Origin of the sequence: Burkholderia sp. A2, assembly GCF_001729305.1 — a bacterium.
GTDB classification, from domain to species: domain Bacteria; phylum Pseudomonadota; class Gammaproteobacteria; order Burkholderiales; family Burkholderiaceae; genus Burkholderia; species Burkholderia sola.
On the sequence record NZ_LZXX01000166.1, the window covers coordinates 1 to 1,946 of the forward strand.

General features: G+C 67.5%; 1 protein-coding gene. It reads right to left on the bottom strand.

Features of this window, described 5'->3' with window-relative positions:
• A partial coding sequence (gene acs / locus A9Z05_RS33685; RefSeq protein WP_069621833.1) for an acetate--CoA ligase occupies positions 1 to 1,946 on the bottom strand: 1,946 nt, incomplete at both ends.

The following is a 1,946-nucleotide window of genomic DNA, read 5'->3' on the forward strand; positions in this document are numbered from 1 at the left end:
AGGATGGCCGGATTCTCGAGCGTGGACGTATCCTGCGTGATCGCCTCGCCCTTCGCGAGCGAGCGCAGCAGGCGCCGCATGATCTTGCCCGAGCGCGTCTTCGGCAGGTTGTCGCCGAAGCGGATGTCCTTCGGCTTCGCGATCGGCCCGATCTGCTTGCCGACCCAGTCGCGCAGCGTCTTCGCGAGCGCCGCCGCTTCGTCGCCTTCCGGGCGCGAACGCTTGAGCACGACGAACGCCACGACCGCCTCGCCCGTCGTGTCGTCCGGACGGCCGACCACCGCCGCCTCGGCCACGAGCTCGTGCGACACCAGCGCCGACTCGATCTCCATCGTGCCCAGCCGGTGGCCCGACACGTTCAGCACGTCGTCGATCCGGCCCATGATCGTGAAGTAGCCGGTCTCCTTGTCGCGTACCGTGCCGTCGCCGGCCAGATACAGCGTGCCGCCGAGTTCTTCCGGGTAATAACTCTTCTTGAAGCGCTCCGGGTCGCCCCAGATCGTGCGGATCATCGCGGGCCACGGACGCTTGACCACGAGAATCCCGCCTTGCCCGTTCGGCACGTCCTGGCCCGTCTCGTCGACCACCGCGGCCATGATGCCCGGCAGCGGCAGCGTGCACGAGCCCGGCACGGTCGGCGTCGCGCCCGGCAGCGGCGTGATCATGTGGCCGCCGGTTTCGGTCTGCCACCACGTGTCGACGATCGGGCAGCGCTCGTGGCCGACGTGCTTGTGGTACCACATCCACGCTTCCGGATTGATCGGCTCGCCGACCGTGCCGATGATGCGCAGGCTCGACAGGTCATAGCGCTTCGGGTGGACCTTCTCGTCGGCTTCGGCCGCCTTGATCAGCGAACGGATCGCGGTCGGCGCGGTGTAGAACACGGTGACCTTGTGGTCGGCGATCATCTTCCAGAAGCGGCCGGCGTCCGGATAAGTCGGCACGCCCTCGAACACGACCTGCGTGCCGCCGCACGCGAGCGGCCCGTACGTGATGTACGTGTGGCCCGTGACCCAGCCGATGTCGGCCGTGCACCAGAACACGTCGTCGGGTTTCCAGTCGAAGGTCCACTTCATCGTCTGCGCGGCCCACAGCAGGTAGCCGCCGGTGCTGTGCTGCACGCCTTTCGGCTTGCCGGTCGAGCCCGACGTATACAGGATGAACAGCGGATGCTCGGCGCCGACCCAGGTCGGCTCGCACGTGTCGGACTCGCCGTCGGTCAGCTCGTGCATCCACAGGTCGCGCTCCGCATGCCAGTCGATCTTGCCGCCGGTGCGGCGATAGACGATCACGCTCTTGAGCGCGTCGCAGCCGCCCATCGCGATCGCTTCGTCGGCGATGCTCTTGAGCGGCAGCGTCTTGCCGCCGCGCGCCTGCTCGTCGGCGGTGATCAGCGCGACCGCGCCGACGTCGACGAGCCGCTCGTTCAGCGATTTCGCGGAGAAGCCGCCGAACACGACCGAGTGCGTCGCGCCGATACGCGCGCAGGCCTGCATCGCGACGATGCCTTCGATCGACATCGGAATATAGATGACGACGCGGTCGCCCTTGCCGATGCCGCGTTTCTTCAGCGCATTGGCGAAGCGCGACACGCGTGCGAGGAGATCCGCATAGGTGACGCGGGTGACGGTGCCGTCGTCGGCCTCGAAGATCACCGCGACGCGCTCGCCGTTGCCGGCTTCGACGTGGCGGTCGAGGCAGTTGTACGACGCGTTCAGCTCGCCGTCGTCGAACCACTTGTAGAACGGCGCGTTGCTCTCGTCGAGCACCTTGGTGAACGGCTTGTGCCACGTGAGGCCCTCGCGCGCGAGACGCGCCCAGAAGCCTTCGTAATCCTGCTCGGCCTCGGCGACGAGCGCGCGATAGGCCGGCATGCCGGAAATGGTCGCCGTCTTCTCGAGCGCCGCGGGCGGCGCGAACTGACGGGTTTCGTGAAGAACCGATTC